The sequence below is a fragment of the Streptomyces sp. NPDC050263 genome, from assembly GCF_040655955.1.
In the GTDB taxonomy this organism is placed as follows: domain Bacteria; phylum Actinomycetota; class Actinomycetes; order Streptomycetales; family Streptomycetaceae; genus Streptomyces.
Genome location: NZ_JBFAKW010000021.1, coordinates 56,729 through 83,068 on the forward strand (window position 1 = coordinate 56,729; position 26,340 = coordinate 83,068).

A 26,340-nucleotide genomic window follows, 5' to 3' on the forward strand; every position below is an offset into this window, starting at 1 on the left:
GGTGACGACCCTCGACCTGGACCGCGCCTGGGACCTGCACCCGCAGGTCTCGGTCCGCCCGGAACCCTTCGGCGCGCTGCTCTATCACTTCGGCACCCGCAAGCTGTCCTTTCTCAAGGACCGCGGTCTGCTCGCGGTCGTCCAGGCACTCGCGACGGCGCCCACCGCCCGTGCCGCCTGCACGGCCGCCGGAGCCGACGACGAGGACGCCGTGCGGTACGCGCGGTCCCTGGCGACCCTGGCCCGGTCGTCGATGCTCGTAGAAAGGACCCCGACCCCATGACCTCGACTCCCGTGCGGGCCGAGCCCGGTGAGCGTCTCGTGGACCTCTTCGAGCACGGTCTGGACGCTCCGATCTGCCTCACCTGGGAACTCACCTACGCCTGCAACCTGTCCTGCACCCACTGTCTGTCCAGCTCGGGGCGACGCGACCCGCGCGAGCTGACCACCGCCGAGGCCAAGGCCGTCATCGACGAACTGGAGGCCATGCAGGTCTTCTACGTCAACATCGGCGGCGGCGAACCCACCGTCCGCCCCGACTTCTTCGAGCTGCTCGACTACGCCACCGCCCACCGCGTCGGCGTCAAGTTCTCCACCAACGGCGTGCGCATCACCCCGGACGTGGCCCGGCGACTCGCCGCGAACGACTACGTCGACGTACAGATCTCCCTCGACGGCGCGACCGCCGAGGTCAACGACGCCGTGCGCGGGGACGGTTCGTACGACACCGCACTGCGCGCCATGGGACACCTCGCCGACGCGGGCATGAAGAACTTCAAGCTCTCCGTCGTCTGCACCCGGCACAACATCGGGCAGCTGGACGACTTCAAGGCCCTCGCCGACCGGTACGGCGCCCAGCTGCGGCTGACACGTCTTCGCCCCTCCGGCCGCGGCGCCGACGTGTGGGACGACCTGCACCCGCGGCCCGAGCAGCAACGACAGCTCTACGACTGGCTGTTGGCGCACGGGGAGCAGGTCCTCACCGGCGACTCCTTCTTCCACCTGTCCGCCTACGGGCAGGCCCTGCCCGGGCTCAACCTGTGCGGGGCGGGCCGCGTGGTGTGCCTGATCGACCCGGTAGGTGACGTCTACGCCTGCCCGTTCGCCATCCACGACGAGTTCCTCGCGGGCAGCGTCCGCGACTTCGGCGGCTTCGAGGGCGTGTGGCGCGAGGCGCCGCTGCTGCGGCGGCTGCGCGAACCGCAGCAGGGCGGGGCCTGCACCTCCTGCACGTTCTACGACACCTGCAAGGGCGGCTGCATGGCCGCCAAGTTCTTCACCGGACTGCCGCTGGACGGCCCCGACCCGGAGTGTGTGCAGGGCCACGGCGAGCGGCTGCTCGCCGAGCGCGGCGCCACCGTGCCCAAACCGTCCGGCGATCACTCCCACCACACATCGCCCCGCGCCGCCCGCACCGGTCCCGTCGACCTCGTCCTCACCCGGCGCCCCGACCTCGACCGGCCGCCGGTCGCCGACTGCCACGAGGACCCCCTGGCAGGCCTGTACCCGACGCAGGGCTCGCACTCGACGTACGGCCCTGGCCGGACGTAGGTCTCGGCCGCCCCTGATCGAGAAAGAGCCGCCTCATGGGAAGAAACCCCTGGTTCGAAACCGTCGCGGAGGCGCAGCGCCGCGCGAAGAAGTATCTGCCGAGCACGGTCTACGGTTCCCTTGTGGCCGGCTCCGAGCGTGGCCGCACCATCGCCGACAACATCGGCGCGTTCGCCGAACTCGGCTTCGCCCCAAGGGTGGTGGGCCACCATGCCGAACGGAGCCTGTCCACGACCGTGCTCGGGGTGGAGTCCTCGATGCCGGTCCTCATCTCGCCCACCGGCGTGCAGGCGGTCCACCCCGACGGCGAGGTGGCCGTCGCCCGCGCCGCCGCGAACCGGGGTGTGGTCATCGGTCTCAGCTCGTTCGCGAGCAAGCCCGTCGAGGAGGTCGTCGAGACCGGCGCCAACACCTTCTACCAGATGTACTGGATGGGCACCCGGGACCTGATGGTGCAGCGCATGGAGCGGGCCAGGGCCGCCGGAGCCAAGGCGCTCATCGTCACCCTGGACTGGTCGTTCTCCAACGGCCGCGACTGGGGCAGCCCGCCCGTCCCGGAGCGCGTCGACGTCAGGACGGCTCTGCGGTTCGCGCCGGACGTGCTGCCGCACCCGCGCTGGCTCCTGACGTTCGCCCGGTCGCGGCGCATCCCCGACCTGACCACCCCCAACCTCAAGGCGCCGGGCGGCGCCGCGCCCACCTTCTTCGGCGCCTACGGCGAGTGGATGCAGACGCCGCCGCCCACCTGGGACGATGTGAAGTGGCTGCGCGCGGAGTGGGGCGGCCCGCTCCTGCTCAAGGGAGTGTCACGGGTCGACGACGCCAAGCGGGCCGTCGACGCGGGAGTCGCCGGCATCTCGGTCTCCAACCACGGCGGCAACAACCTGGACACGACCCCCGCGACGATCCGGCTGCTGCCGTCCATCGCCGAGGCGGTCGGTGACGAGATCGAGGTACTTCTGGACGGCGGCGTCCGGCGCGGCGGCGACGTCGCCAAGGCCCTCGCCCTCGGCGCCCGCGCCGTCCTCATCGGCCGCGCCTACCTGTGGGGTCTGGCCGCGAACGGGCAGGCAGGCGTGGAGAACGTCCTGGACATCCTGCGCGGCGGGCTCGACTCCGCCGTGCTCGGCCTCGGGCACGCGTCCGTCGACGACCTGGGCCCGGACGACCTGGTGATCCCGGACGGCTTCACCCGCACCCTCGGCGTGCCGCGTGCCCCGCGGTGAACCGGTGGAGCTGGCGTGCATGGCATGGCCGGCGGTGCCCGCGAGCGCCCTGGTCCTCGTACCCGTCGGCTCAACCGAACAGCACGGGCCGCATCTGCCCCTCCACACGGACAGCACTGTCGCCGAATCCGTGGCCCGCGCGACGCTGCGACAACTCCCCACGTACGACGGTGTGTTGGCGCCCGCCATCGCCTATGGCGCCAGCGGCGAGCACGCCGGCTTCCCCGGCACCCTCTCCATCGGCCACGAGGCACTGCGCGCCGTCCTGGTGGAGACGGTACGGTCACTGTCCCGGTGGGCGGGCCGCGTCGTCCTCGTCAACGGTCACGGCGGCAACGTCACCTCCCTCGACGCGGCCTGCGCCCGACTCCGCGACGAGGGGCACGACGTGTCCTGGCTCAGCTGCGGCCCACCCGGCGGCGACGCCCACGCAGGCCGCACCGAGACCTCCGTCATGCTGCACCTCGCCCCGGACGAGGTACGGATGTCCGAGGCGGCCCCCGGCGACACGCGCCCCCTGCCCGAACTGCTGCCCCTCCTCATGGCCCACGGCGTGCGAGCCGTCTCCCCGAACGGCGTGCTCGGCGACCCGACCGGCGCCACCGCCGAGGAGGGGCGGGCCCTGGTCGAGGCGATGGTGTCGAGAGCCGTACGCCTCGTCACCGCGGACCTCGCGGACTGCAGAGGCCGCCTCGTCGACCCGTCCCGTACGGCCGCTCGGCAGGGAGCGGGGGAGGCATGACGCTCCCGTACGGCTACGTCGTCACCCTTGACCGGCACACCCGCGTCCTCGACGGCGGGCGCGCGCTCCTCGGCGGGTATCCGACCCGACTGATGCGGCTGGCGCCACGGGCCCGCCGGCTGCTGGCCGCCCGCACACTGCGGGTGCGCGACCGGGCGGGCGCCGTCCTCGCCGGCCGGCTGCTCGACACCGGCATCGCCCACCCCGTCGTCACCGCTCTGCCGCCCGTGCCCGACACGGCCGACGGCAGCGCCCCGGTGTGCAGTTACGTCATCCCGGTCCGCGACCGTCCCGAGCAGCTCGACCGGCTCCTGTCGAGCATCCGGGCCTCGACGGACGACCCGGTGATCGTCGTCGACGACGCCTCGCACCACCCCGACCGCGTCCTTGCCGTCGCCGCGCGCCACAGCGCCCGCGTGATCCCACTCGCCGACAACCTCGGCCCGGCGGGCGCCCGCAACGCCGGGTTGCGCGAGGTCGCCACGCCGTACGTGGCATGTGTCGACTCCGACGTCGTGCTCGCGCCCGACACGGTGCCCACGCTGCTGCGGCACTTCGCCGACCCCGGCGTCGTCATGTCCGTGCCCCGGATCACCGGCCTGCCCGGCGCCGGCTCCGACCGCTGGCTCGGCCGCTACGAGAGCGCCCGCTCCTCGCTCGACCTGGGCAGTCACCCGGCTGCGGTCCGTCCCGGCACCCCCGTCTCCTGGGTGCCCGGCGCCTGCATGGTGCTGCGTACCGAAGCGCTCGCCGACGCGGGCGGGTTCGACGCCACGATGCGCGTGGGGGAGGACGTCGACCTGTGCTGGCGGCTGACCGCGGCCGGAGGACGCATCCGGTACGAACCCTCCGTGCAGGCCGCCCACGAACATCGGGTCGATCTCGCCGACTGGTTCCGGCGCAAGGCCGTCTACGGCACCGGCGCCCACCCCCTCGCCCGTCGCCACCCGGGCAACATCGCCCCCGCCGTGCTCGCGCCGTGGAGCGCGGCGTTCCTCGTCGCCCTGCTCGCTCAGCGCCGCTGGTCCCTGCCGGTCGCCGGGGGCGTCGCAGCCGTCGCCACCGCCCGCAACGCCGTCAGGCTGAAGGGCATCGAGCGCCCGTTGTGGCACGCCGCCCGCCTCACCGGCCTGGGCGCCGTTTCGGCCGTCGCCCAGGGCGCGGCCCTGCTGACCCGCCACTGGTGGCCGCTGACCGCCGTGGGCTGTGTGGCATCGCGGCGGTTGCGCCGGGCCACGGCCGTCGCGGCGGTCGCCGACATCGCCCTGGAATCGCTCGAACGGCGCTCGGCCCCGACACGGCTCGATCCCGTCCGCTACGCCGCCGCCCGCCGTCTCGACGACCTCGCCTATGGCAGCGGCGTCTGGCTCTCCGCGCTCGAGGGCCGCTCGACGGCCGCTCTGCGTCCCCGTGTCGCCCGCACCCGGCGCAACGAGAAGCGGGCATGAAGGCCGACGACCGCTTCCACCCGCGGGGCGAGGGACGGCCGGGCGTTCGATCGCACGAGACCATTACTTCCGTTAGGCGAGAATGATATTCTCCTTCGGTGTGTGAGGGAGCGCAGGCAGGGAGGCCGAGATGCTCTTCGAGTTCGACCCGGATCAGCGACTGTGGCAACGGACCGTCCGGGAAGCCGTCTCCAAGGAGTGCACACCCGCCCTCGTCCGGTCGGTGTCGGACGACGGAGCCGATCCCGCGCCGCTGTGGCGCACCTATCGGAAGCTGGGCTGGACCGAGTTCACCGATCCGTCGGACGCCGTCGAACTCGGCATCGTGCTCGAGGAGTTGGGGCACGCCGTCGATCCAACGCCGTACCTGGCGACCATGACCCAGTTCGCGCCGCTCGCCCCGGCGGCGACGGGAGACGGGCGGTCCGGCACCGCCGTCTTCGCCGGGGTGGACGCCTCCCGGTCCGCGGGCGCCGTGACCCTCACCGGCACCGGCAGGTACGTGTTGGACGGAGACCGGGCGGAGCGGTTCGCCGTCGTCACCGGCGAGGGCGTCTTCGTGGTGCCCGCCGATCGGGTCACCGTCACCCCCTTGCCGGTGTTCGATCCACTGCTGCACGTCGCCGACGTGACGTTCGAGGGAGTGCGGGTCGGTGAGGAGGCGCGCAGCGCGGCCGATCCGGAGCGCGCCCACCACCTCGCGCTCGCAGGACTGGCGATGACGATGGTCGGCGCGTGCCGCCGGATCCTCGACCTGACCCTTGAACACGTCCGCGGCCGCCGCCAGTTCGACGCTCCGATCGGCTCCTTCCAGGCCGTCCAGCACAAGGCGGCCGACATGCACGTGGCGATCGAACGGGCCCGTGCGCTGGCCTACTTCGCGATGATGGTGATCGCGGCCGACGACCCGCGCCGGGTCCTGGCCGCCGCCATGGCCAAGGCGTCGGCGGGGGAGTGCCAGGCCCTGCTGTTCCGGCACGGCGTCCAGCTGTTCGGGGCGATGGGGAACACCTGGGAGAACGATCTGCAGTTCGCGCTCAAGCGGGCCAAGGCCGGCGAGCTGCTGCTCGGGGGAGCGGCCGAGCACCGGGCTCGCATCGCCGACATCGTGGGGGACGGCCATGCGACTGACCTTTGACGACGAAGTCGATTCGTTCCGGGCCGAGTTCGCGGCGTTCCTGGACGCGCATCTGCCGACCGAGGCCGAGGCCGTCGAACGCTCCCGCTCCTCGGCCCACCTGCCCGAGTGGGCCCGCCGCTGGCAGCGAACCCAGTTCGAGGCGGGCTGGCTGCTGCCCGGTAACCCGCCCGAGTTCGGCGGGCGCAATGCCACCGTGGTGCAGCAGTACGTGCACCTGGAAGAGCTCGCCCGGCGCCGCATCTTCCACAGCTTCAACCCGCAGGGCGTCGGCATCATCGCTGCCTCCCTGCTCTCCTTCGGCACCCACGAGCAGCAGCGCCGCTGGGCCGTGCCGATCCTGCGCGCGGAGATCACCGCGGCCCTCGGCATGAGCGAGCCCGGCGCGGGAAGCGACCTCGCCTCGCTGCGCACCCGCGCCCGACTCTCCGACGACGGAACCCACTTCACGGTCAACGGCCAGAAGGTGTGGACCTCCGGCGCCCACGACGCCGACGTCCTGCTCACCTTCGTACGCACCGACCCCGACGCCCCCAAGCACAAGGGGATCAGCGTGCTGCTGATCCCCACCGACACCCCAGGCGTGACCCGCCGCCCCTTCGCCTCCTTCACCGGCCCGGAGCACAAGGACTTCAACGAGGTCTTCTTCGACGACGTGAGGGTTCCCGCCGAGAACCTCGTCGGACCGCTCGACGAGGGCTGGCGCGTGGCCAACGGCTCGCTCGGCCACGAGCGCACCCTGATGTGGCTGGGCGACGCCGAGCGGATGAGCGATCTGCTGCGGGACTTCCGCCCCTCCACGCCACTGGAGAAGGACTGGTACGCCACCTTGGTCATGGACCGGCAGGCACTGACCCTGCTCGGTGTGGCCGCCCTGGCGCGCGCTGCCCGCGGTGAGACGGACGTACCCTCGCTGTCCGTGCTGAAGGTGCTCGGCTCGGAGGCCACGCAAGAGGCGCTGGAGCGGGCCCTGGAGGCAGCCGGGCCCGAGGGGCTCATCCACCCCACGCATACCGCGCCGTACTACCACATGAGTTACGACGACGCCTTCGCCGGCTGGTTCCACCGCTATGCGCGCAGTTTCGGCGGCACCATCGCGGGCGGCACGTCCGAGATCCAGCGCGGCATCATCGCCCAGCGCGTGCTCGGCCTGCCGCGCGGCTGAGCGAACACCTGCCATCGAAGTGAGGACGCCCATGGATCAGATCCTGTACGAGGTGAGTGACGGCATCGCTGCCATCACGCTCAACCGTCCCGAGGCGGCCAACGCTCAGACGATGGCGCTGCTCGACGAACTCGACGCCGCCTGGACGCGTGCGGCCGAGGACGACGAGGTGCGGGTGATCGTGCTGCGCGCCAACGGAAAGCACTTCTCGGCCGGCCACGACCTCAAGGACCGCTGGCCGGAACCGAAGGACCTGACCCTGGAGTGGATCAACGACACCGAGGCGCGGCGCTACTTGGGCTATTCGTTGCGGTGGCGGAATGTGCCCAAGCCGTCGATCGCGGCGGTGCAGGGGAAGTGCATCGCGGCGGGGCTGATGCTGTGCTGGCCGTGCGATCTGATCGTGGCGGCGGAGAACGCGGAGTTCTCGGATCCGGTGGTGCGGATGGGGATCGGTGGGGTGGAGTACCACGGTCACACGTGGGAGTTGGGTGCGCGAAAGGCGAAGGAGATCCTGTTCACCGGGCGGGCGCTGACGGCGGCAGAGGCGGAGCAGGTCGGGATGGTGAACAGGGTGGTGCCGCTGGGGGAGTTGGACGTGGCGACGCGGGAGTTGGCGGAGCGGATCGCGCGGATGCCGGCGTTCGGTTTGCGGCAGGCCAAGCGGGCGGTGAACCAGACGCTCGACGTGCAGGGCTTCCATGCGGCGTTGCAGTCGGCGTTCGACATCCATCAGACCGGGCACGGCAACGCGTTGAGCGTGGACGGCTATCCGGTCCTGACCCGGCTCGCCGAGATGAAGGAGCACATCAAACAGGCCTGATCGGCGCGCCCTCGCGCACCGGGAAGGCGCAGGGCGCGGTGATCCCCTCCGCCTGGCGCCTGAGCTCCGCTCAGGGTGCGTACGTCGTGCCGAACGACTCCAGGAATTCCAGGGTCGCGGTCGCCGACCGGTGCGGACACGACACGGCCGTCCACGTCACACCGGCCTTCTCCAGTGCGGCGAACGCCTCCCGGTGGCGGTCCGCGTCGACAGCCGGATCCGTCAGGCCGTCGTCGTGGTAGGAGTACAGTACGTCGACGACGGCGTCGTCGCGTCCCGTCGTCGTCGCCGCCGCTCTCACCTCGCCGATGGACCGGGCGAGTTCCGGCAGCGGGCCGAGCGCGGGGGTCCGTGCGGTGGCGCTGAGTTCCGCGCCGCCCGACATCGGCATCCACCCCTGCGCCCGCTGCGCGGCCCGGTGCCTGCTCAGACGTGAGTTGCCGCCGATCCAGATCGGTATCGGCCGCTGTGCGGGGCGTGGCAGGGCGACCACGTCACGGGCGCTGAAGTGCCGGCCCTCGTAACTGAACGGCTCACCGCTCCAGTGCAGCGGCAGCACGTCCAGGACCTCGTCGAACAGGGCGTTGCGCTCCTCGAAGTCGACGCCCAGAGCGTGGTATTCGCCCTTGAGGTACCCGGCCCCGAGGCCCAGGATCAGCCGCCCGCCGGAGAGGCGGTCGAGTGTGGCCGCCTGCTTGGCGAGCAGCAGCGGGTTGCGGTACGGGGCGACGGCCAGATAGGTGAGAAGCCGCAGTCGGGTGGTCACGGCGGCGGCGTGGCCGAGCGCGACGAACGGGTCGAGGGTCTGGTGGCCGCCGTGCGTCAGCCAGCGAGCCCCGGGCGCCGGATGCTCACTGAAGGAGAGGCCGGAGAAGCCGAACTCCTCGGCGGCACGGGCGACTTCGGTCAGTCGGCCGGCGTCCAGCAGGTCGGCGTCCGGCCCGTGCGCCTCCGGGTAGTGAAACAGGAATCGCATCGTCACACATCCTCCGGTTATGTACGGATCTGCGGGCTGTGCCGGCCCGCTGGCGCGTCCGTCGGGGGTGTACCCATGCGAGGGGCTTGACGCATGGGCGGGGTCTCTTCGCCCCGTACGGGCGGCCCGCGGCCCGCGCCCTCAGGCGAAGGGCGACACCAGGTGCGGCAGGTCCGTGGTCGTCAGGATCCCGGCCGGAGCCGCGCAGACCCAAGGCACCGCGTTGACCGCGCGGTTGGCGGTGTACGCGGGGTAGGTGGCGGCCGCGTTCTCGGGAGCCACCGGGAAGCGGATGGACACGTCGAGCGGGGCGTCGCCGTCGACGGTCAGCCGCCATCCGTTGTCGCGCAGTTCCCAGTCGTGGTCCAGGTCCTCGGTGCAGTACCAGGTCGCCCGGAACCGCAGGACCGACCGACCCGCGCGGGTCCAGGCGACCGTGACGCGTTGAGCGGCGACCGTCCCCGCGTCGAGCACCCCGGCGGCGATCGTGGTCCGAGAGCGCGCGTACGCGAACTCGCCGTGTGCCTGGCAACGTTCGACGGGCAGCCCCAGCGCGTCGGCGACCACGCGCAGCGACGGCGCGAAGCTCGCCCGCAAAGAGGCCAGCCGCCGCTGGTCGAACTCCTCCTGTCGGCTGCCGAAGCCCATCACGTCGAAGAGAAGCTCCGGCGACGGACGCCGCGACAGATCGGCGAACTCCTCGACCAGCATCCCTTCGAGGCGCCGCTGCAGGGACGCGAGCACGAGCGGCAGGGCCTCTGTCACGAACCCGGGGCTGCTGCCGGTGCTGTGAATGCTGCTGCCGCCCTCGTCGCAGGCCGCCTCGACACGGCCGCGCAGAGCCTGGTCCATGGCGGCCGGGTGGTGGAAGTCGGTGCGTGTGGAGACGATGTTGATCCCGGAGGCCAGGAGCGCGCACACGGCGTCCGCGTCGAGTTCGCGCGGCGCGTACAGCACGCAGTCCGGCTTCAGGGCGAGCACGTCGTCGAGTTCGGTCGTGGCGCGGACGCCGAGCGGCGCACAGCCGCCCAACTCACCAGCGTCCAGGCCCGCCTTCGCCGCGCTGTGCACATGGACGCCGACCAGATCGAGCCAGGGATGCTCGGCGGCCCCGCGCAGCGTGCGACTCCCGATGTTGCCGGTCGCCCACTGGACGACGCGGTACGTGCGGATCGGCTCCGTCATGTCGGAAACATTACTCTCGATAATCGAGAATGTTAATATCGCAGGTTCCGTCGTGCCGAGTGGACCAGGACCGCCGTCCCGGCCGGTGGGAACCGTGGTCGTGCGCGATGTATGGATCTCACCTTCTCTCTCTGAGAGAGTTCAATTCTCATGCAGGTGAGCATCTCACGAGGAGGTTGGTTCTTCCTATGCCGACGATCCCGGTCACCTCACTCAGGACGATCCCGCCGGAGCTGGCCCAGCGCTATGAGGCAGCGGGTCTGTGGACCCGCGAGACCCTCGGAGACCTGCTGACGGAGCGTCTGCGGGCGGTCCCCGACACCGAGTTCCGCGTGCACTCGCGGGTACGCCCCTGGTCCGGCACCTTCGGCGACGTGGAGCGGGCGGCGCGCCGGCTCGCGGCCGGGCTGCGTGAGCGCGGCGTCGGGCCGGGCGACACCATCGCGTTCCAGCTGCCCAACTGGATGGAGGCGGCGGCCGTGTTCTGGGCCTCGGCGCTCCTCGGCGCAGTGGTCGTGCCCATCGTGCACTTCTACGGGCCGAAGGAGGTCGGCTACATACTGCGCTCGACCCGGCCGAGCGCCTTCTTCGCCGCCGAACGCTTCGGCCGCCAGGAGTTCCGTCCCGAACTCAGCGCCGCCGTACCGACCGTGGGGGTCGTGGGGCGCGACTTCGACGACCTGCTCGCCGACGAACCGATGGCCGGCACCCTGCCCGTCGACCCGGCGGCTCCCGCCCTGATCGCCTTCACCTCCGGGACCACCCGCGACCCGAAGGGCGTGGTGCACAGCCACCAGACCCTGGTGTGCGAGACGCGCCAGCTGTCGGCGGCCTACCCGCCGGACCGGGGGGAGCAGTTCACCGTGGCCCCGGTCGGCCACTTCATCGGGATGATCAACGCGTTCCTGATCCCGGTGCTCGACGGCTCGCCCGTCAATCTCGGCGACGTTTGGGACCCGGCGCAGGCGCTCGACCTCATCGCACGCGAGAACCTGGTCGTGGGTGGCGGAGCGACCTATTACATGACGAGCCTGCTCGACCATCCGGACTGCTCCCCGGAGCATGTGGCCAGACTCAAGTACGCGGGGCTCGGCGGCTCCACCGTCCCGTCGGCCGTGACGACCCGTCTGGAGGGCCTCGGGATCAGGGCGTTCCGCTCCTACGGCTCGACCGAACACCCCTCCGTCACCTGGGCCCCGCACGACGGCCCCGCCCGCGTGCGGCTGCACACGGACGGCGCACCGCTCGACGGGGTGGAGCTGCGGCTCGACGAGGACGGCGAGATCCTCACCCGCGGACCCGACCTGTGCCTCGGCTACACCGATCCCGAACTGACCAAGTCGTGTTTCGACGCGGAGGGTTGGTACCGGACCGGTGACATCGGCGTCCTGGACGCGGACGGCTTCCTGTCGATCACCGACCGGAAGGCCGACGTCATCATCCGCGGCGGCGAGAACATCGGCGCCCTGGAGGTCGAGGAAATACTGCTCGGCATGCCCGGAGTCGCCGAGGCCGCCGTGGTCGCCGCCCCCGACGCCCGGCTGGGCGAGCACGCGGCGGCGGTGCTGCGCATGCTGCCCGGCCGACAGGCCCCGGATCTGGCGGAGTTGCGCGCGCACTTCGAGAGCTCCGGGATCGCCCGCCAGAAGTGGCCCGAGGAGGTGCACGCCGTCGACGATTTCCCGCGCACCGCCAGCGGCAAGGTCAAGAAGTTCGTGCTCCGTAGGGACATTGCCTCGAACTTGCGGTGAGAATATGATTCTCCAAATCAGCCAAGGAGGATTCCATGTCTTCCCGCACTCTGCCCTATCCGCTCTTCGACGCGGACAATCACCTCTACGAGACCAGGGAGGCGCTGACCAGGTACCTCCCCAAGCAGTACGACGGGGCGATCGAGTACGTCGACGTCCGCGGCCGTACGAAAATCGCGATCCGCGGCCAGATCAGCGAGTACATCCCGAACCCGACCTTCGACGTCGTCGCCCGGCCGGGAGCGATGGAGGAGTACTTCAAGCTCGGCAACCCCGACGGCAAGACCCGCCGCGAGATCTTCGGTGAACCGATGCGTTCCATCCCGGCCTTCCGTGAACCGGGGCCGCGGCTGCAGCTCCTCGACGACCTCGGCATCCAGCGCTCCCTGATGTTCCCCACGCTCGCGAGCCTCATCGAGGAGCGGATGAAGGACGACCCGGAACTGATCCACGCGGTCATCCACGCGCTCAACGAGTGGCTTCACGAAACCTGGGGCTTCGTCTACAAGGACCGCATCTTCACAGTGCCCGTGATCACCCTGCCGTACGTGGACAAGGCGATCGAGGAGCTGAACTGGGTGGTGGAGCGCGGCGCCCGCGCGATCCTCGTCCGCCCCGCGCCCGTGCCGGGCCCGGGCGGTGTCACCCGCTCCTTCGCGCTGCCCGAGTTCGACCCGTTCTGGAAGCGCGTGCAGGAGCTCGGCGTGCTCGTCACCTTCCACTCCTCCGACAGCGGCTACTCCGACTACGCCAACGACTGGGAGGGCGGCACCCGCGAGTTCCTGCCCTTCAAGCCCAACGCGTTCCGGCAGATCGCCGAATGGCGCCCCATCGAGGACGCCGTGGCCTCGATGATCTGCCACGGCATGCTCTCGCGCTTCCCCGAGCTGAAGGTCGCGGTGATCGAGCAGGGCGCCTCCTGGGTGGAGCCGGTGCTGGGCCGTCTTCGCGATGTGTACAAGAAGATGCCGCACGAGTTCCAGGAGAACCCGGTCGAGGTCTTCAAGCGGCACATCCACATCAGCCCGTTCTGGGAGGAGGACATGGCCGCCCTCGGTGACCTCATCGGCATCGAACGGGTCCTGTTCGGCTCCGACTACCCGCACCCGGAGGGTCTCGCGGACCCTGTCACGTACGTGGACTTCCTCGGCAAGCTCGACGACACCGACAAGGCGAAGGTGATGGGCGGCAACCTGGCCCGCCTGATGGCCCCATGAGTGCCGCCGGCCCCCTGAAGTGGCGCAGCATCCCCGCGATGGCACTCAGCGCCGGCGACCGGTTCGGCGACGCGGAGGCCGTCGTCGACGGTGAGCTGCGCCTCACGTTCCGCGAACTCGCCGAGCGGATCCGGGTCGCCGCGGGCGCCTATGCCTACGAACTCGGCATCCGCAAGGGCGACCGGGTGGCGCTGTGGGCCCCCAACTCGGCCGCCTGGATCGTCGCGGCCTTCGGTCTCACGGCCGCCGGGGGCGTCCTCGTACCGGTGAACACCCGGTTCAAGGACGCCGAGGCGCACGACATCGTGCGCCGCAGCGGAGCCAAGGCGGTACTGGTTCAGAACGGCTTCCTGGACCGGGAGTTCACCGGACCCGAGGGCGTCCCGGTGATCGACGTGACGTCCGGATTCCTCGCCTCGGGCAGCGCGTTCGAACGAGAGGTGGACGAGGACGACATCGCCGACATCGTCTTCACCTCGGGCACCACGGGCCGCCCCAAGGGCGTCATGACCACCCACGGGCAGACACTGCGCCTGTACGACGAGTGGTGCGAGCTGGCCGGCCTGCGGCAGGGCGACCGCTATCTCATGGTCAACCCGTACTTCCACATCTTCGGCTACAAGGCGGGCCTCGTGGCCTCGTTCCTGCGCGGCGCCACGATGCTGCCGGTCCCCGTGTTCGACACGGACGTGGTGCTCGACCTGGTCGAGCGCGAGCGCGTGACGGTTCTGCCCGGGCCGCCCACCCTCTACCACTCGCTGCTTCAGGCCCCGGCGGGGCGCGACCTGTCCTCCCTGCGCGTCGGGGTCACCGGCTCGGCCGACATCCCCGTCGAGCTCGTGCACCGTGTCACCACCGAACTCCCTTTCCGTCACCTGATGACGGGCTACGGCCTCACCGAAGCGGGCACGGTGTCCGCATCCCGGCCGGGCGACCCGTACGAGGCCGTCGCCACGACGGTGGGACGACCGTGCGAAGGCTTCGAGGTGCGCATCGCCGACGACGGCGAGGTACTGGTGCGCGGCTACGCGGTGATGCGCGGCTACCTCGACGACCCCGCCGCCACCGCCGAGGCGATCGACCCCGACGGCTGGCTGCACACCGGCGATCTGGGCACGCTCGACGAGGAGGGTCGGCTGCGGATCGTCGGACGCAAGAAGGACATGTTCATCGTCGGAGGCTTCAACGCCTACCCCGCCGAGGTCGAGGGTTTTCTGCTCGAACATCCCGCGGTGGCCCAGGCCGCGGTCATCGGCGTGCCCGACGACCGGATGGGCCAGGTCGGCAAGGCCTTCGTGGTGACACGCGAACCGATCACCGCCGCCGAACTCATCGACTGGAGCCGGGAGCGGATGGCCGGGTTCAAGGTGCCCCGGCACATCGAGTTCCGCGACGCGCTGCCCCTGGGAGCCACCGGCAAGGTCCTCAAGGACCAGCTGGCCCAGGACGCGCCGACGCACGAGCAGGAGCCTCGACTCCCGTGACGGACGACGCCGTTCGCACCCGTCCGGCCTGCCCCGCGAAACCGTGACCGCCGACCGTGAGGACTGAGACCCATCATGCGTATCGGAGTGATGTCCGGCCCCGAGCGGGGCGACACCGCGCGCAAGGCCGCCCGCATGCTCGACGACGCGCGGTGGGCGGAGGAGGCCGGCTTCGACACGGTGTGGGTGCCACAGGTGCCCACCGACTTCGACGCGCTGACCGCCATCGCTCTCATGGGATCGGTGACCTCGCGCATCGAGCTGGGCACGGCCGTCGTGCCGGTCCACGCCCAGCACCCCGTCGCCCTGGCCCGCCAGGCCCTGTCCACCCATGCCGCCGCCCAGGGGCGCCTCGCACTCGGCGTCGGCGCCTCGCACCACTGGATCGTGAAGGACATGCTCGGCCTGCCCTACGAGAAGCCGGCCGCGTACACCCGTGACTATCTCGACGTGCTCGACTCGGCCGTCGGCGGGACGAGTTCGGTGGACGTCGAGAACGCCACCTTCACGGTCCACAATCCGCTCGGCCTCGCACCGGTCGCGCCGCTGCCCGTCCTGGTCGCCGCGCTCGGCCCCGTCATGCTGCGCATCGCGGGGGAGCGGGCCGACGGGACCGTGCTGTGGATGGCCGACGAACGCTCCGTCGCCGACCACGTGGTGCCGCGCATCACCAAGGCCGCACAGGACGCCGGGCGCCCGGCGCCGCGGATCGTCGCCGGCATCCCCGTCTGCCTGTGCCTTCCCTCCGAGGTCGACGCCGCGCGTGAGCGCGCCAACCGCATCCTCGGCGAGGCCGAGATCTCGCCCAACTACCAGCGCCTGCTGGAGTACGGGGACGCGCGCGACGTCGGCGATCTGTGCGCGGCAGGCGACGAGACGGCGATCAGGGCCCGCTTCCAGCGGTTCGCCGACGCGGGCGTGACCGACCTGTCCGTACGGCTGCTGCCCATCGGCGAGGGGCGCGACGAACTGGTCGCGTCGAAGCGCAGAACCCGTGACGCGGTGGCCGCCATCGCCGCGGACCTGCGGTGACCATCGGCCCGCCGAATGGCGCTCGGCGCTGTTCGTCACGCACGACGGCTTCCGGCGGGCCCTCGCAGCGGAGACCGGTATCGACGAGCCCGCCTTCGCGTCGTCCCACGCCGGCGACCCCATGGCGGGTGCACCGGCATCAGCCGCGGGTGCCGCCCGACGGGCCGGGTGGGGACCGCCGGGTCGAGAAGCGTGTTCTCGCGAATATGGCGATGAAGCCGAGCGCCGCCCCCACTACTCGCCGGATTCCGTGGGCGCACCCTCGTACCGGCTGAGAAGGCTCTCCACGAAGGCGTGGGTCTCCGCGTGCCGGGTCGACACGCCCATGGTGGTCTCCATCGTGAGGGTCCTGCCGAGCGCGTTGGTGAGCATCTGGAGCACCGCCGGGGACGTCCCGGGCGGCAGTTCCACGCCCGTCTGCGCGAGCCTGCGGGTGAGGGCCTCGACCTGGGCCTCCCGGTAGCGCTCCGCGTGGGCGGCGAGTTCGGCGCGGATCGACTTGCGGTGGTTGGCCAACGCGGTGAACTCCGTGGTGAGCGCGTTGCCGGGATGACTGTTGAGCTTCCACAGCGCGCGCAGCGGCTGGGGGCCGTCGAGGGCGCGGACCACGCGCTCCGACTCCCGCTCCGCGCGCCGCCGCAGTACGGCGAGAAACAGGTCGTCGAGCGCGCGGAAGTAGTACAGGACCAGCGCCGGGGCCACCTCGGCCTCACGCGCCACCCGCCGTACGCCGACGGCCGCGTACCCCTCCTCCAGCATCAGCCGCTCCGTGATGTCGAGCAGCAGCAGGCGCGTCTTGGAGTTCTCGGCGCCCATTCGGCGAGGTGCGGCAGTCATGCGGTCATTGTGCTTGACGGTCGCGAAGCGCGGGTGTTAAACAGTCGTTCAGCACCTTGATTAAACACTCGTTCAGCACGTGGCGTGCTCGACGCGCCTTCCTCATCCGGACGGAGGGCCGGACCCGTCCCCGAACTTGATTCCGCGTACTCAACACCGTGCACCACCTTCACCAGGAACGAGGTATCCATGCCCGGACGAGTAGAAGGCAAAGTGGCGTTCATCACGGGAGCGGCGCGTGGCCAGGGGCGCAGCCACGCCGTGCGGCTCGCCGAAGAGGGCGCCGACATCATCGCCGTCGACGTGTGCAAGCAGCTCGACGGCGTCACGTTCGCGATGTCGACACCGGATGACCTGAACGAGACGGTCGAGCAGGTGCAGAAGCTGGGCCGGCGCATCCACGCCGTGCAGGCCGACGTACGCGACCTCCAGGCGCTCGATGCCGCCGTGGCCGAGGGCGTGGAACGGTTCGGACGCCTGGACATCGTCTGTGCCAACGCGGGGCTCGGCAGCGAAGGCAAGCGGATGCACGAGATGGACGAGAAGACCTGGCGCGACATGATCGACGTCAACCTCACCGGCGTGTGGCTGACCGCCAAGGTCTCCATCCCGCACATCATCGCGGGCGGCAGGGGCGGCTCGATCATCCTGACCAGCTCCGTCGGCGGCCTGCGGGGCCACGCCAACATCGGGCACTACATCGCCGCCAAGCACGGCGTCGTCGGCCTCATGCGCACGCTGGCCTGGGAGCTCGGCGAGCACAACATCCGCGTCAACTCGGTCCACCCGACCCAGGTCAACACGCCCATGGTCATGCACGACAAGACGTATCGGATGTTCCGCCCGGACCTGGAGCACCCCACCGTCGACGACTTCGCCGCCGTGTCGCAGGGAATGCACCTCCTGCCCACGCCCTGGGTCGAGCCGCGCGACATCAGCAACGCCATCCTCTATCTCGCCTCGGACGAAGGCCGCTACGTCACGGGCAGCACACAGACCATCGACGCGGGGGCCATGCTCAAGTAACCACCGCACGGGTGCGGGGCCGACACGACCGTCGGCCCCGCACCCGTATCGGTCGAGCCGCCCGCAACATCCGGACGGCGTACGGTCATTCGGGCCTGGCGGCCCAGGCCGCTTCCACCGCGCCCGCGAGCGCGTCGCCCTTCGCGAAGCCGTAGTAGACCGCGAACTGGAGCACGATCTCGTCCATCTCGTCCTTGGTGAGGTCGCCGGAGTGCAGCGCGGACGTGACGTGCGTACGCAGCGGGACGGGGGAGTCGTCGAGGGCGACGCTCGCCACCGTGATGATCCGCCGTTCGCGGCGGCCGAGGCCGGGGCGCTGCCAGACGTGGCCGAAGACGAAGCTCAGGATGCCCGCCTGCCGGTACGGCGAGTTCCGCGGCGGGGCCGGGGTGAGATTGACGTCGATGAACTCGCGCGCGCCGTGCTCCAGGCGCTTCTCGTGGTCCTGCGGGCCGAGCGAGTCGTTCGTCGACTCCGGCCAGGGCGGGGCCTCTTCGCCGCGCTCCCGGTGTATGCGGTCCCACTGGCGGGCGATGGCGCCTTCGACGTGCGACGCCTTGGGCCAGCCGCAGTAGACCGCGAAGTGCAGCACGAACTCCAACATCTCCTCCAGCCCGATGTCGCCGCTCGCGAGAGCCGCGTACACGTGCTGCTCGATCGGCTCGGGGGAGTCGGCGGCGGCCACACAGGTCAGGGTGACCCAGCGGCGGTCGCGCCGGCTCAGTCCCGGGCGCGCCCACACGCCGCCGTAGAGGAAGTCGCGTGCGGCGCGGCCGAACGGCGTGTCCGGTGACGGGAGTTCGCGCTGGGTGGTGGCCATGACTTCGGGGAAACTGCTCATCGTCGGCTCCTGACGGTCACGCGCGGATGAAGACGTTCTTGGTCTGCAGGAACTCCTGCAGGCCCTCCTTGCCGCCCTCGCGGCCGTGCCCGCTGTGCTTGTAGCCGCCGAACGGCGCGCTCGCCGGCTGCCCGGACGCCCCGTTGACGTGCACCGTGCCCGCCTGGAACCGGGGAACCAGGCGCTGCACCCGAGTCACGTCCCGCGTGTAGAGCACCGCTCCGAGTCCGTACGGCGTGGAGTTCGCGAGCTCCACCGCCTCGTCCTCGGAGTCGAAGGGGATGACGCAGAGCACTGGTCCGAACACCTCGTGCCGGGCCACCTCGCTGCCCGGATCCACGTCGGCCAGGACGGTCGGTTCGACGAAGTAGCCGCCCTGGACCTGAGCCGGAAGGCTGCTCGGGACGACGGCGTGGCCGCCGGCGACGAGCCTGCCGCTGTCCGCTGCCCGGTCGATCACCCCGAGGATCCGGTCCCTGGCCGCCGGGCCGATCACCGGGCCGAGCGTCGTCGTCTGTGCGAAGGGGTCGCCGACGGTCACAGCGGCGGCGGCGGCCGCGGCGGCCCGCACGACCTCGTCGTGGACGTCGCGGTGGACCAACAGGCGCGTACTGAGGTTGCAGCCCTGTCCGGCGAGGGTCATGCACGAGCGGACCGTCTCGGCGACGGCCGCGTCGAGGTCGGCGTCGGGGAACACCACGCTCGCGGTCTTGCCACCGAGTTCCAGCAGGACCGGCTTGAGGGTGTGGCGTGCCGCGTCGAGGATCTTCTGCGCGGTCGGAATGCCGCCGGTGAACGAGATCATGTCGACGTCCGGGTGTCGCACCAGGTGATCACCGGCCTCCGGACCACCCGGCAGGATGTGCATGACGCCGGGCGGCAGCCCCGCCTCCAGGGCGATCTCGCCGAACCGCGCCACGGCGAACGGTGCCAGGTCGGGCGACTTGACCACGACACAGTTGCCCGCCGCGAGCGCCGGGGCGATCTTCATGCCGGTCGACATGACGGGGCCGTTCCAGGTGAGGATGATGCCGACCACGCCGTACGGCTCGGGGACGGTGTAGCCGAGGCCCGGCACCATGACCGGGTTCGACGGGCTCGTCAGGCCCTCGATCTTGTCGGCCCAGCCCGCGTAGTAGCCGAACCAGCCGGCGCACAGATGGGCGAGCGCCGACGACAGCGTCAGCGGCGCGCCGATCTCCAGGGTGGTGAGCCGGCCGAGGTCCGGGACGTGCTCGAGCATCAGCTCCTCGATCCGCTGGAGGATGCGGCGGCGCAGCGCCGGGGACATCGCCCGCCACTCGGGGTGGGCGGCCCGTGCGGCGGCCACGGCATCGTCGACCTCCTGCGGGCCGCTCAGCAGAACGGAGCCGTTGACGTGGCCCGTCGCGGGGTTGATGTGGTCCACCGCGCCGACGGAGGTCTTGTTGCGCCAGGTGCCGTCGATGAGGGGGCCGGTGACGCCGAGTTCGGCGGTCGTGGGCGAGGGAGTCGAGGTCGTGGTCATGTCGGAGCCGCCTTCGTCTCGTACGGGTTCTGGGGGCGGGTGCGCGGGGGCGTCGGGCACCCGGCGGGGGCGTGCCTCGGGACGACGAACACCTTGCGTGCTCGGGCCGGGGAGTCGCTCGCTGTGCCGGGCCGGTTTCGGACGCGGTGGCGCCGCGAGGGTTCGGGCGCGGCGCCGCGAGGGTTCGGGCAGGTCGCGGGAGTGCTCTCAGAGCCGGGTGACCCAGCCGCCGTCGACGTTGATCGTCTGGCCGTTGATCCATTCGCCGGCGGGCGAGGCCAGCAGGAGCAGCGTGCCGAGCAGGTCCTCGGCGGGTGCCTGCTTCTTGCCGGGGATCGCGGAGCCGAGCGCGGCGCGTGCGGGATGGTCGGCGGGCAGGCTCTTGAACCCGGGTTCGTTCTCGACGAGGCCCGGCGCGATCGCGTTGACGTTGATGCCCAGCGGGCCCAGCGAACGGGCAAGCCCCACCGTCACGTTGACCAGTGCCAGTTTGCTAGCCCCGTAGACGCCGCCGCCCATGAACGCCCCGGCCGACACCTGGTTGATGATCCGCCCGCCGCCGCGCTCCACCATCGACGCCTTCACCGCGCTCGCGCAGACGATCGCGCCGAACACATTGACCCGCATGACCCGCTCGAACCACTCGACCGGCAGTTCGAGGAGATCCACCTGTGGGATGTCTGCCATCAGCGCCGCGTTGTTGACCAGGATGTCGATCCCGCCGAACGCCTCGCAGGCCCGCGCGGTCATGGCGGCGGCCGAGGCGCGATCCGTGATGTCGACCGGCACACCCAGTGCGTGCAGCCCGTCGGAGACGAGGGACTCGGCGGCCCGGTCGGCGCCCTCGGCGTCGAGATCGCCGAGCACGACCTGCGCCCCCGCCTCGGCGAGGGACCGGGCGTAGACCTGGCCGATGGCTCCGGCGCCACCGGTGACGACGGCCACCTTGCCGTCGAGACGCATACGGTCGAGGGGGTTGCTCATGGGGTCCTGCCTTCTTGAGTGCGTCCTACGTCGGTCGGGACGGATGCCGGGACGGAAACCGGGTCAGATACAGGTCGACGTCCGTGCCCAGGGCGCGCAGTTCGTCGGCGGCCTCGGGCGCGGTGAGCAGCAGGAACCGGTCCTCGCTGACGCCGTCGGCGACCAGCTCGCCCACCGACTCGGCGTCCACGACGGGGAACGCCGGCCCTTGCGGCGGCGCCGGTTCTCCGTAGAAGGAGATCTGCTCGACGATGTTCGTGGCGACCCCGGCCGGGCACAGACACGTGACGCCGACACCGCGCGGTCGCAGATAGAGGGCGAGCGCCTCGGACAGGCCGACGACCGCGTGCTTCGTCGCCGTGTACGGCAGCCGGTCGAAGCCGTAGGGCAACAGGCCCGCCGTGGAGGCGGTGTTGACCACGTGCCCCGAGCCCTGTTCCAGGAGCAGCGGCAGGAACACCAGGTTGCTGCGCACCACGCCCAGCAGATTCACGTCGATCACGCGCTGCCATGCGTCGAGCGGGATGTCCTCGACGGGACCGACGGCCAGGATCCCTACGTTGTTCATCACCAGGTCGACGCGTCCGAACCGGTCGAGGGCCAGATCCCGGACAGCCAGAAGATCCTCGACGCGGGTGACGTCGCAAGGGGCCGCGACAGCCGGGCCGCCGAGTTCGCCGGCCACGGCGCGCGCCCGCTCGGCGTCGAGATCGGTGACCACCACCCGCGTGCCGCGCCGCGCGAAGGCGTGCGCGGCGGCCCGCCCGATCCCGCTGCCCGCGCCGGTGACCACGGCGACGGCATCGTGCAGATCCACGCTCATCGAACGACCAATCCTTGGAAGGGACGTGTCCTTGCCGGGACTCGGGAGGTACGTGACCTTGGCGGGACTCGCCGGGACGGGAGAACTCCCGTGACTACGGATGGAGTGGCAGGGCCGGTTCGTACGGCACTGGCGTGTCGAGTGCGGCCAGCGTCGCCGCGGACACCGGGGCCGCGAGGAACCCGACGACACCGTCCAGGAGACCGCCCACGTGGACGGCGTACGGCAGCACCCGCTCGTCGCGGGCGCGGCTCTGCTCCCGCTCCGCCCCCACGTGCACGCTGAGGGCCGTCGCCTGGGCGATGCGGTGCGCCCGCAGCGGCTCGGGAACACCCGGGAGCAGCGCGCCGACCTGGGCACGGAAGCGGTGGGTGGGCGCCAGCAGCTCGGGGGAGAGGCGAGCGAGAACGTCCCGGCGCCCGTGCTGCTGCAGCTTCGCCACGAAACTCAGGTAGCGGCTGCCCTCCCGCTCGCCCTGTTCGAGCACCGGCACGACATGACACTCCACCCAGGACCTGAGGTCGCTCGGGCACCGCTCGGCGACCAGTGCGTCACGCCGTGCGTTGAGATCCCGAAGCCGGTACTCGAAGATCGCCTGGACCAGACGCTCCTTCGAGCCGAAGTGATATTGCACCGCAGTGTTGTTGCCGTTCCCGGCGGCTGCGCTGATCTGTCGCAGGGACACCCCGTCGAGCCCGCGCTCGGCGAACAGCCGCTCCGCGGCCAGGGCGATCTGTTCCTTGACGGACGAGGACGGCACGACACACCACACCCCTCAAAGAGGTAAGTTGCGCGCAAAAGAGAATCGCATTTCCGTTCAGCGGGAATCGAAGCATGGCCGAGACGGGAAGTCAACTGCCTTAAACGCGCGCGGTGACCTCGTCCACCAACCCCCACGCCCGGTCCTCACGCGCCGTCGACACCGTGCCCGACAGGGCGAGACGGGTTGCCTGAGGTCTCCGCCGCTGCAGAAGGCGGGACCGTCGCCCCGCAGGTCGACCGGGTCACCGAGGGGTCGGCGTCGGCGACCGTCAGGGGCTCGCGCAAGGCGTCCCTGGTCGCTGAGGCTGCCCGACTCACTCCGCTCCGGCAGGAGGAAGGGGTGTCCGCGTCATGACGATCTCCTGCGCGTCAGACGGAGCCGATCGTGGGCGGCCGTGCCGAGTCCGGGGCCGTGCCGAGTCCGGGGCCGTGCCGAGTCCGGGACGGTGCCATGCATTCCAGTGGCAATTGCTCGATTTGATCCACTTTTCGAACAGCCTTTACGCTACCGAACGCGACGACGGCTGTGGCCGGCACGGACACCTCGGGGAAGGCGTGATGTGGACCGGGTACATCCGGCACGGCTGGTGCCGACCGTGACCGAGCCACCGTCCGGTGCCGGGAACCAACCCTCACTGCTGGGGCGGAACGACCTCCTGCGCGCCGTACGCGCCCACACCGAACGCGCGCGCGCCGGTCACGGCGGCCTGTTACTGGTCACCGGCGAGGCGGGCATCGGCAAGACGTCCCTTGCCGGTTGCGCGGTCCAAGAGGCGAAGCACCAGGACATGGCCGTGCTGCGCGGGTCGTGCTGGGACGCCGACGGCACTCCCGGGTACTGGCCCTGGTCACAGGTCGTCCGGGGCCTGCGGAGCGCCGTTCGGGCAGAGGCGTGGGAGGCCGCGTCGGACGCTGCCGACGCGGCGTGCCAGGTTCTGCTGGGCAGCGGCTCCAAGGCGGCGGAGGGGGACCGGTTCCAGTTGTTCGACGCGGTCACGACCGTACTGGTCGTCGCCTCGCAGCAGCAGCCGGTGCTGGTGGTGCTGGAGGACGTGCACTGGGCGGACGCGGCGTCGGTCGCCCTGCTGGAGTTCGCGGCCCAGCACATATCACTGGAACGGGTGTTGATCGTGGCGACGTTCAGGGATGTGGAGATCGAGCGGCCGGACCACCCCTTGCGCGACCCGTTGCGGTCGCTGATGACCCGGGCCACGACGCTGGCGCTGACAGGGCTCGGGACTGCGGACGTCACGGAGCTGATGCGCCGTACGGCGGGGAGGACACCGGACGAGGGAGTCGTCGGCGAGGTCCTGCAGCGGACGGGCGGCAACCCCTTCTTCGTCCAGGAGACCGCCCGCCTGTGGGCGGGCGGTCATGATGTGACCGCGATCTCGCCAGGCCTGCACGCCTGCCTCCAGCAACGGTTGGGGCTGCTGGACGATCCGGTGGCGGAGTGTCTCGGTGCCGCGTCCGTGCTGGGACGGCGTTTCCACGCCGACACGCTGGCGGGCGTCATCGGAGAGTCGCCGGCCCAGGTGAGGCGGTGGCTGGCCCAGGCCGTGGACGCCCAACTGGTGGAACACGACCGGTCAGGAGAGGTCGTCTTCAAGCATGACCTCGTACGCGAGACGCTGTACGGCGACCTGGACGCACCCCGCGCGCGCCGACTGCACGCCGCCGCCGCGGGTGCGCTGCGGAACACGGTGGCGGCACTGGACATGACCCTCCCGGTCGAGCTGGCGCGCCACGCCTACTTCTCCTTCGAGGAACTGGACCGCGACGTGGCGGTGGACCTGATGCTGTCCGCGGCACGCCACGCGGAGACCCGCATGGCTCACGAGGAAGCCGCGGGACACTACGGCCGCGCCCTGGACCGTCTCGGCCGGGCGACCCCTCGGCGGCGGGTGCTGCTCGGGCTCGATCTGGGGCTGGCGCTCCAGCTGTCCGGTGAGCACGAGCGTTCCTGGAGCGTCTTCGGCGACGCCGCCGCTCTGGCGAGGGACCTGGGCGATCCTCTGCTGATGGGGCGGACGGCACTGACCCTGTACGGGGCCGACGGGCACGGGGACACCTCCCTGCTGAAACAGCGCGCCCTGCGATGGGCGCTCGGGCAAGGCACCGGATCCGGCGCGACGGCGGACACGGGCGACGGTGATCTGCCGCTCTCGCAGTCCCACCTGGCCCGGCGCGTCGCGACGGCGGTGGTCGTCGGCGCCCGTGCGGCAGGTGATGACGACACCCTGCACATCGGTCTGTGGGCGAAGCTGCAGGCCGAGTGGGGGCCGCGGACGGCCGCAGGCCGGCACGCCCTGGCGTCGGAACTCATCGCGCTGTCCCGCAACCGGGGCGACCGATGGACGGAGCACGTCGCGATGTCCATGCGGTGGGTCGCGGCACTCGAATCCGACGATCCTCGGTTCCTGGAAGACTTCCACGCCATGCTGTCGGTGGCCGCGGCCGACGGCTCACCCCGCTTGCGGCTGACCGCGATCATCGACCGCAGCGTCGTCCACGCCATGACGGGCGGGTTCGCCGAGGCGGCGAACCTGCTCGACGCCTCCGTGTCCATGAGTGCGCCGGGCCCCAACTACTACCGGTACTTCATCTCCCATCACCGCTGGACGCTGCTCCTCATGCAGGGCAGGTTCACCGAGGCGAAGGAGCTGCGGGGCGAACTGCGGCGTCAGCAGCACCCGTACGTCGATCTCGTGGAGGCACTCACCGAACTGGAAGCCGGCGAGAGCCCGCGCGTGCCCGTCCCCCGGCCGGGCGCCGGCGGCGGCGACACGGTGCTGCACCGCAGTGTCACCCCTCTGTGGCTGCGCTACCAGGCGCAGGCGGCCGCCGCTTCGGGCGACCCTGCGTGGTGCGGCAACGCCCGCGCCGCGCTGGCCCCGTACGCGGGCCAGTGGCTGGTCTCCCTCTTCGGATGGGACATCAGCGGTCCGGCGTCCCTTTGGCTGGGCATCCTCGATGCCGGGCAGCGGCGCTGGGAGTCGGCGGCGCGCCACCTCACCGAAGCCCGCCGATCGGCCGACCGGTTGCACGCGCTGCCGTGGTCACTGCGCGCCCGCGTCGAGCTGGCCCTCGCGCTGGCGGCGCAGGGAACGGGCGGCGAGCAGGCCCTCGACGCGCTGCTCGACGAGACAGCGACGCAGGCCCACCAACTGGGGATGACGCACCTGCTGGCCCGCATCGCGCACCTGGGCCCGCGGCCCGTGCGGGACGAGCCGGCCCGCCTGTACGAGTTCCACCGCAACGGCGGGGTGTGGCGGCTGACGTACGGGGGCCGCACCACGCACATGCCCGACGCGAAGGGGCTGCGGGACCTGCACCGCCTGCTGAGCGAACCCGGCCGCGACGTCCCGTCCGTCCGGCTGCTGAACCCGCAGGACGACGCCGTGGCGACCGCGCACACCATGGGGGCCGACGAGGTGCTGGACGACGAAGCACGCCGGCGGTATCGCCGACATCTGGAGCGGCTGGAGACAGAGATCGACCGTGCCGTCGAGCAGGGGGACGACCGGCGCGCGGCGGCCCACGACCAGGAGCGCGCCGCTCTGCTGGAGGAACTGCGCCGGTACGCGGGCCTGGGCGGCCGGGCCCGCAGGCTGGGCGATCCGCGCGAACGCGCCCGCAAGAACGTCACGGCCCGCATCCGCGACACCCTGCGCCGGCTGGACGAGCAGCACCCCGAACTGGCGGCCCATCTGCGGCGCACCGTCTCCACCGGGACGATGTGCCGCTACACACCCGACCAGGACATCCGCTGGCATGTGTGACCTGGTCGGTGAACCCCGGCCCACGCGGCCACCGCATGAC

Annotated in this window: 22 protein-coding genes; 14 read left to right on the top strand and 8 right to left on the bottom strand. The window is 71.2% G+C overall.

Annotated elements, in window-relative coordinates; translation table 11 throughout:
- The first annotated feature begins 1 nt into the window (after window position 1).
- The 8 genes from mftB (at window position 2) to AB0J04_RS12985 (ending at window position 8,093) form a co-directional block, all read left to right on the top strand.
- Window positions 2-283: a mycofactocin biosynthesis chaperone MftB gene (gene mftB, locus AB0J04_RS12950; RefSeq protein ID WP_363168422.1), complete on the top strand. Its 282-nt coding sequence runs from the start codon at window positions 2-4 to the stop codon at window positions 281-283.
- Window positions 280-1,551 carry a mycofactocin radical SAM maturase gene (gene mftC, locus AB0J04_RS12955; RefSeq protein WP_363168423.1) on the top strand — a complete coding sequence of 424 codons (1,272 nt, stop codon included), beginning with the start codon at window positions 280-282 and terminating at the stop codon, window positions 1,549-1,551. Before mftB ends, mftC begins: the two co-directional genes overlap by 4 nt.
- Before the next feature lie 35 nt (window positions 1,552-1,586).
- Window positions 1,587-2,777 (top strand): pre-mycofactocin synthase MftD, encoded by a 1,191-nt coding sequence (mftD, locus tag AB0J04_RS12960; protein ID WP_363168424.1) that lies wholly within the window; start codon window positions 1,587-1,589, stop codon window positions 2,775-2,777.
- Between the two features lie 19 nt (window positions 2,778-2,796).
- Window positions 2,797-3,519, top strand: coding sequence for a mycofactocin biosynthesis peptidyl-dipeptidase MftE (mftE, locus tag AB0J04_RS12965; protein WP_363168425.1), 723 nt, complete (start codon window positions 2,797-2,799; stop codon window positions 3,517-3,519).
- On the top strand, window positions 3,516-4,967 hold the full coding sequence (gene mftF / locus AB0J04_RS12970; RefSeq protein ID WP_363168426.1) for a mycofactocin biosynthesis glycosyltransferase MftF: 1,452 nt from the start codon (window positions 3,516-3,518) through the stop codon (window positions 4,965-4,967). The genes mftE and mftF overlap by 4 nt, the downstream gene beginning before the upstream one ends.
- A gap of 130 nt (window positions 4,968-5,097) precedes the next feature.
- Window positions 5,098-6,105 carry an acyl-CoA dehydrogenase family protein gene (locus AB0J04_RS12975; RefSeq protein ID WP_363168427.1) on the top strand — a complete coding sequence of 336 codons (1,008 nt, stop codon included), beginning with the start codon at window positions 5,098-5,100 and terminating at the stop codon, window positions 6,103-6,105.
- Window positions 6,089-7,270, top strand: a complete 1,182-nt coding sequence (locus AB0J04_RS12980) for an acyl-CoA dehydrogenase family protein (RefSeq protein WP_363168428.1) — start codon at window positions 6,089-6,091, stop codon at window positions 7,268-7,270. Before AB0J04_RS12975 ends, AB0J04_RS12980 begins: the two co-directional genes overlap by 17 nt.
- Before the next feature lie 31 nt (window positions 7,271-7,301).
- Window positions 7,302-8,093, top strand: a complete 792-nt coding sequence (locus tag AB0J04_RS12985) for an enoyl-CoA hydratase (RefSeq protein ID WP_363168429.1) — start codon at window positions 7,302-7,304, stop codon at window positions 8,091-8,093.
- Window positions 8,094-8,163: 70 nt separating this feature from the next.
- On the opposite strand, the gene AB0J04_RS12990 is transcribed toward AB0J04_RS12985, so the two are convergent.
- Window positions 8,164-9,069, bottom strand: coding sequence for an LLM class F420-dependent oxidoreductase (locus tag AB0J04_RS12990; protein ID WP_363168430.1), 906 nt, complete (start codon window positions 9,067-9,069; stop codon window positions 8,164-8,166).
- Window positions 9,070-9,210: 141 nt separating this feature from the next.
- The gene (locus tag AB0J04_RS12995; protein WP_363168431.1) at window positions 9,211-10,254 is read right to left on the bottom strand and encodes a dihydrodipicolinate reductase; all 1,044 of its coding nucleotides are present in this window, start codon (window positions 10,252-10,254) and stop codon (window positions 9,211-9,213) included.
- Between the two features lie 188 nt (window positions 10,255-10,442).
- On the opposite strand from AB0J04_RS12995, the gene AB0J04_RS13000 reads away from it, so the two are divergent.
- The 4 genes from AB0J04_RS13000 (at window position 10,443) to AB0J04_RS13015 (ending at window position 15,738) form a co-directional block, all read left to right on the top strand.
- Window positions 10,443-12,005: an AMP-binding protein gene (locus tag AB0J04_RS13000; protein ID WP_363168432.1), complete on the top strand. Its 1,563-nt coding sequence runs from the start codon at window positions 10,443-10,445 to the stop codon at window positions 12,003-12,005.
- A 35-nt stretch (window positions 12,006-12,040) separates the two neighbouring features.
- Window positions 12,041-13,222, top strand: a complete 1,182-nt coding sequence (locus tag AB0J04_RS13005; RefSeq protein ID WP_363168433.1) for an amidohydrolase family protein — start codon at window positions 12,041-12,043, stop codon at window positions 13,220-13,222.
- A gap of 38 nt (window positions 13,223-13,260) precedes the next feature.
- A complete protein-coding gene (locus AB0J04_RS13010; protein ID WP_363168434.1) occupies window positions 13,261-14,706 on the top strand; it encodes a FadD3 family acyl-CoA ligase in 1,446 nt (481 codons plus the stop codon).
- A 75-nt stretch (window positions 14,707-14,781) separates the two neighbouring features.
- A complete protein-coding gene (locus AB0J04_RS13015) occupies window positions 14,782-15,738 on the top strand; it encodes an LLM class F420-dependent oxidoreductase (RefSeq protein WP_363168435.1) in 957 nt (318 codons plus the stop codon).
- 234 nt (window positions 15,739-15,972) lie between these two features.
- Here the strand turns inward: AB0J04_RS13015 and AB0J04_RS13020 are convergent, their stop codons facing one another.
- Window positions 15,973-16,575 carry a helix-turn-helix domain-containing protein gene (locus AB0J04_RS13020; protein WP_363168436.1) on the bottom strand — a complete coding sequence of 201 codons (603 nt, stop codon included), beginning with the start codon at window positions 16,573-16,575 and terminating at the stop codon, window positions 15,973-15,975.
- A 189-nt stretch (window positions 16,576-16,764) separates the two neighbouring features.
- Here AB0J04_RS13020 and AB0J04_RS13025 point away from each other — a divergent pair, with 189 nt between their 5' ends.
- Window positions 16,765-17,601, top strand: a complete 837-nt coding sequence (locus tag AB0J04_RS13025; protein ID WP_363168437.1) for a mycofactocin-coupled SDR family oxidoreductase — start codon at window positions 16,765-16,767, stop codon at window positions 17,599-17,601.
- Between the two features lie 85 nt (window positions 17,602-17,686).
- On the opposite strand, the gene AB0J04_RS13030 is transcribed toward AB0J04_RS13025, so the two are convergent.
- The 5 genes from AB0J04_RS13030 to AB0J04_RS13050 form a co-directional block, all read right to left on the bottom strand.
- Window positions 17,687-18,442 (bottom strand): carboxymuconolactone decarboxylase family protein, encoded by a 756-nt coding sequence (locus tag AB0J04_RS13030; RefSeq protein ID WP_363168438.1) that lies wholly within the window; start codon window positions 18,440-18,442, stop codon window positions 17,687-17,689.
- Window positions 18,443-18,458: 16 nt separating this feature from the next.
- Complete coding sequence (locus tag AB0J04_RS13035) at window positions 18,459-19,949, bottom strand: aldehyde dehydrogenase family protein (protein WP_363168439.1); 1,491 nt, start codon at window positions 19,947-19,949, stop codon at window positions 18,459-18,461.
- A 207-nt stretch (window positions 19,950-20,156) separates the two neighbouring features.
- On the bottom strand, window positions 20,157-20,933 hold the full coding sequence (locus AB0J04_RS13040) for an SDR family oxidoreductase (protein WP_363168440.1): 777 nt from the start codon (window positions 20,931-20,933) through the stop codon (window positions 20,157-20,159).
- 25 nt (window positions 20,934-20,958) lie between these two features.
- A complete protein-coding gene (locus AB0J04_RS13045; RefSeq protein ID WP_363168441.1) occupies window positions 20,959-21,756 on the bottom strand; it encodes an SDR family oxidoreductase in 798 nt (265 codons plus the stop codon).
- Window positions 21,757-21,850: 94 nt separating this feature from the next.
- Window positions 21,851-22,516, bottom strand: a complete 666-nt coding sequence (locus AB0J04_RS13050) for a TetR/AcrR family transcriptional regulator (RefSeq protein WP_363168442.1) — start codon at window positions 22,514-22,516, stop codon at window positions 21,851-21,853.
- Between the two features lie 598 nt (window positions 22,517-23,114).
- On the opposite strand from AB0J04_RS13050, the gene AB0J04_RS13055 reads away from it, so the two are divergent.
- Window positions 23,115-26,300, top strand: coding sequence for an AAA family ATPase (locus AB0J04_RS13055; RefSeq protein ID WP_363168443.1), 3,186 nt, complete (start codon window positions 23,115-23,117; stop codon window positions 26,298-26,300).
- Window positions 26,301-26,340 lie beyond the last annotated feature (40 nt).

Excerpts from the sequence above, each read along its gene's own strand:
- mftC (WP_363168423.1), top strand. The coding sequence starts at position 280 with ATGACCTCGACTCCCGTGCGGGCCGAGCCCGGTGAGCGTCTCGTGGAC.
- mftD (WP_363168424.1), top strand. The coding sequence starts at position 1,587 with ATGGGAAGAAACCCCTGGTTCGAAACCGTCGCGGAGGCGCAGCGCCGC.
- mftE (WP_363168425.1), top strand. The coding sequence starts at position 2,797 with ATGGCATGGCCGGCGGTGCCCGCGAGCGCCCTGGTCCTCGTACCCGTC.
- mftF (WP_363168426.1), top strand. The coding sequence starts at position 3,516 with ATGACGCTCCCGTACGGCTACGTCGTCACCCTTGACCGGCACACCCGC.
- AB0J04_RS12975 (WP_363168427.1), top strand. The coding sequence starts at position 5,098 with ATGCTCTTCGAGTTCGACCCGGATCAGCGACTGTGGCAACGGACCGTC.
- AB0J04_RS12980 (WP_363168428.1), top strand. The coding sequence starts at position 6,089 with ATGCGACTGACCTTTGACGACGAAGTCGATTCGTTCCGGGCCGAGTTC.
- AB0J04_RS12985 (WP_363168429.1), top strand. The coding sequence starts at position 7,302 with ATGGATCAGATCCTGTACGAGGTGAGTGACGGCATCGCTGCCATCACG.
- AB0J04_RS12990 (WP_363168430.1), bottom strand. The coding sequence starts at position 9,069 with ATGCGATTCCTGTTTCACTACCCGGAGGCGCACGGGCCGGACGCCGAC.
- AB0J04_RS12995 (WP_363168431.1), bottom strand. The coding sequence starts at position 10,254 with ATGACGGAGCCGATCCGCACGTACCGCGTCGTCCAGTGGGCGACCGGC.
- AB0J04_RS13000 (WP_363168432.1), top strand. The coding sequence starts at position 10,443 with ATGCCGACGATCCCGGTCACCTCACTCAGGACGATCCCGCCGGAGCTG.
- AB0J04_RS13005 (WP_363168433.1), top strand. The coding sequence starts at position 12,041 with ATGTCTTCCCGCACTCTGCCCTATCCGCTCTTCGACGCGGACAATCAC.
- AB0J04_RS13010 (WP_363168434.1), top strand. The coding sequence starts at position 13,261 with ATGGCACTCAGCGCCGGCGACCGGTTCGGCGACGCGGAGGCCGTCGTC.
- AB0J04_RS13015 (WP_363168435.1), top strand. The coding sequence starts at position 14,782 with ATGCGTATCGGAGTGATGTCCGGCCCCGAGCGGGGCGACACCGCGCGC.
- AB0J04_RS13020 (WP_363168436.1), bottom strand. The coding sequence starts at position 16,575 with ATGACTGCCGCACCTCGCCGAATGGGCGCCGAGAACTCCAAGACGCGC.
- AB0J04_RS13025 (WP_363168437.1), top strand. The coding sequence starts at position 16,765 with ATGCCCGGACGAGTAGAAGGCAAAGTGGCGTTCATCACGGGAGCGGCG.
- AB0J04_RS13030 (WP_363168438.1), bottom strand. The coding sequence starts at position 18,442 with ATGAGCAGTTTCCCCGAAGTCATGGCCACCACCCAGCGCGAACTCCCG.
- AB0J04_RS13035 (WP_363168439.1), bottom strand. The coding sequence starts at position 19,949 with ATGACCACGACCTCGACTCCCTCGCCCACGACCGCCGAACTCGGCGTC.
- AB0J04_RS13040 (WP_363168440.1), bottom strand. The coding sequence starts at position 20,933 with ATGAGCAACCCCCTCGACCGTATGCGTCTCGACGGCAAGGTGGCCGTC.
- AB0J04_RS13045 (WP_363168441.1), bottom strand. The coding sequence starts at position 21,756 with ATGAGCGTGGATCTGCACGATGCCGTCGCCGTGGTCACCGGCGCGGGC.